At 59.0% G+C, this 3,034-nt stretch carries 2 protein-coding genes; both read right to left on the bottom strand.

From position 1 onward, the window contains the following. Positions 1 to 107 precede the first annotated feature (107 nt). The gene (locus G7Y51_RS13320) at positions 108 to 2,375 is read right to left on the bottom strand and encodes an ATP-dependent RecD-like DNA helicase (RefSeq protein ID WP_165178227.1); all 2,268 of its coding nucleotides are present in this window, start codon (positions 2,373 to 2,375) and stop codon (positions 108 to 110) included. Continuing rightward, on the bottom strand, positions 2,372 to 2,677 hold the full coding sequence (locus G7Y51_RS13315) for a helix-hairpin-helix domain-containing protein (RefSeq protein ID WP_165178226.1): 306 nt from the start codon (positions 2,675 to 2,677) through the stop codon (positions 2,372 to 2,374). Before G7Y51_RS13315 ends, G7Y51_RS13320 begins: the two co-directional genes overlap by 4 nt. Between the last annotated feature and the right edge of the window lie 357 nt (positions 2,678 to 3,034).

The following is a 3,034-nucleotide window of genomic DNA, read 5'->3' as shown; positions in this document are numbered from 1 at the left end:
AAAGCAAAAACATGTGATGAACTGTATAAATCCATTGGAAAAGCATTAAGTTGTATCACACAAAAAGACGCTGAAGGATGGTTTAAATCCTGTGGATATGTAAAAAGTTAAAAGCAAAATGCTCTAGGACTCAGGCGGCGGGCAAGGCGCGTATAGCGTTTGCGGGTTTTGTTGTTTTTGACGGCCATGTGCAGAGCGCGAGACTCGCCCACCAGCACGACCAGCCTTTTGCCGCGCGTCACGCCGGTATAGATCAGGTTGCGCTGCAAGAGCACATAGTGCTGCATCATGATCGGGATGACCACCGCCGGGTATTCGGAACCCTGGGATTTGTGGATGGAAATGGCATACGCCGGAGCCAGCTCATCCAGCTCGTCGAAATCATAGGGCACGATGCGTTCATCAAAGCTGACGCTCAGGCTGCGCTCGGCACTGTCAAGAAAGACGATGCGCCCCATATCGCCGTTAAAGACATCCTTTTCATAGTTGTTGCGCACCTGCATAACCTTGTCATGCAGACGGAAGGCCCGATCGCCCCGCCGCACTTCCAGACCGTTGGGGTTCAGGGCTTCCTGCAGGCGGGCGTTCATCCTGCCTGCGCCCACGGCCCCCTTGTGCATGGGCGTAAGCACCTGAATGTCGTTCACCGGATCCAGGCCGAAACGGCGGGGAATATGATTTTTCACCAGATCCACCATAAGCTCCGCGGCTTTTTCGGGATCATTCTGGTGAATGAAATAGAAGTCCGAAAGGCGCTCCTTGCTGGATTCCAGGCAAGGCACCTCGCCGCGGTTGATTTGGTGCGCATTGCAGATGATTTCGCTTTCAGCCGACTGGCGGAAGATTTCGGTCAGCTCCACCACCGGCGCCACGCCCGAAGCAATGATGTCGGCAAGCACATTGCCCGGACCCACGGAAGGCAGTTGGTGCACGTCGCCCACCAGAACCAGCGTCGCGCCCAAAGGCACGGCCTTGAGCAGATGGTAAAAAAGCAGCACGTCCATCATGGAGGCCTCATCCACGACCAGCAGCCCGCACGCCAGGGGATTGTCCTCATTGCGGGCGAAGCCGTCCTCCTTGGGGCTGTATTCCAGCAGGCGATGAATGGTCTTGGCCTCCCGCCCGGAAGTTTCCGCCATGCGCTTGGCTGCACGGCCCGTGGGCGCGGCCAGCAGGATGCGCGCCCGCACTTCGCCGAACAGTCTGATGATCGCGTTGATGATCGTGGTCTTGCCCGTGCCCGGGCCGCCGGTCAGCACCATGATCTTGCAGCGCGCGGCCGTGCGCACGGCCTCCAGTTGTTCCGGAGCCAGAGCAATGGGCAGATTCCCGACCACTTTCTCCAGCAGCGTTTCCACCTCCGTGAAGCGCACTGATTTCGGCGAATGCAGCAGGCGTTGCAGATAAAAAGCGGTTTTTGCCTCGCAATGATGGTAACGGCGCAGGTAGATGCCTGTTTCCGTTGCGCCGGGAATTTCAGGATCGTCCATATCCTCGCGCACAATGCGCTCGTCCGCCTCCAGGGCCGACAGGGCATCCGCGATCAATTCCGGCTCAACGTCCAACTGGGCGCGCACCGCTTCCATCAGCTTGTCTTCCGGCAAATAGACATTGCCGTCATCCGTGGATTTTTGCAGCACATAGAGGGCGCCGGCCTGCACGCGCAAGGGGTGATTGTGCTCAAAGCCCAGTTTCGTCGCAGCCGCGTCCGCGGTCAGAAAACCGATGCCGCGAATGTCCATGGCCAGGCGGTAAGGATTTTCGCGCACGATGCTGAGGGCTTGCGCGCCGTAGGCCCGGTAGATGCGCACCGCATAGGCCGGCGTGATGCCGTGCGGCTGGAGAAAGAGCAGCAGATCGCGCATACCCCGGTGTTCCGCCCAGGATTCGCGAATGCGGGACAGGCTTTTGCGGCCCAGGCCGCGCACTTTGAGCAGGCGTTCGGGTTCCTCGTCCAGCACGCGGAGAGTGTCCGTGCCGAAAGCCTGCACAATGCGGCTGGCCATTTCTTCGCCCACGCCTTTGATCAGGCCGGAACCAAGATAGAGGCGGATGCCCTCGCAGGTGGCGGGCAGCATTTCCTCGGCGGCGGAAAACTCCACCTGACGCCCGAAACGGACATTGTTCACCCAGCGCCCGCGCACCCGGAGCTGCACGCCCGCCTGGGGGTTGACCATATGCCCCACGCAGGACACGGGCTCGCGGCTGAGCGAGCGCGGCGGCGCGCCCGCCACTTTGGCCTCTCCGGGCTGGGCTTTGTCCGGCAAAAGGCGCAGCACCGTATAGCCGTTTTCTTCATTGTGAAAGACAACGCGCTCCACAGTGCCGGTCAGCTCAACGCTGTCCGGGTCGCGCAACAGGGGCAGATCGCTCATCTGCGGGCCGCCTTGCGCAGGCGGGACCACCAGAACCAGTCGCATTGCGCGGGCGGCAGATGCGGGTCGCGGGCCTGGGCCACGGCGCAGCAGAAGACATCGTACTGGCAGATATCCACCGTGACGCCCTTCAGGCGGCACAGGCGCTCATAAAGCTCGCGCGGATCGGTATCGGCCAGCTCTTGCACGCTCTGCACGCCCAGCACGCAAAAATCCGCCAGCGTGGCCTTGCCCACGGATTTGAGATCCGCCAGAGAGCGGCATGTTGCCGCAACGCGCCCGGCCGCAGTACTGTGGTTCATTTTTGCCCCGTGGCTATGCCTGTTCTCCGTAGCGAGCCGTATCTTCATGGAATGAAAGGCACATTTGGCGTTCAATGGACAGCGGCACTCTGCGCGCAGGCGGCTGCGTCGGCAGGTCCGCGAAAGCAAAACGCGGCGTGCGCAAAAAAAGGTCAAAAAATGCCAGCATCAGTATTTCGTTCTCATAATGCCGCAGGGCAAGGATTTCAAGGCTGTCAGAGAGATATACACTAGAGCATTTTGCTTTTAACTTTTTACATATCCACAGGATTTAAACCATCCTTCAGCGTCTTTTTGTGTGATACAACTTAATGCTTTTCCAATGGATTTATACAGTTCATCACATGTTTTTGCTTT

The sequence above is a fragment of the Desulfovibrio sp. ZJ369 genome, assembly GCF_011039085.1.
Classification (GTDB): Bacteria; Desulfobacterota; Desulfovibrionia; order Desulfovibrionales; family Desulfovibrionaceae; genus Desulfovibrio.
Note: the sequence above shows the minus strand (reverse complement) of the source record. Positions and strands in the feature narration are given on the sequence as shown.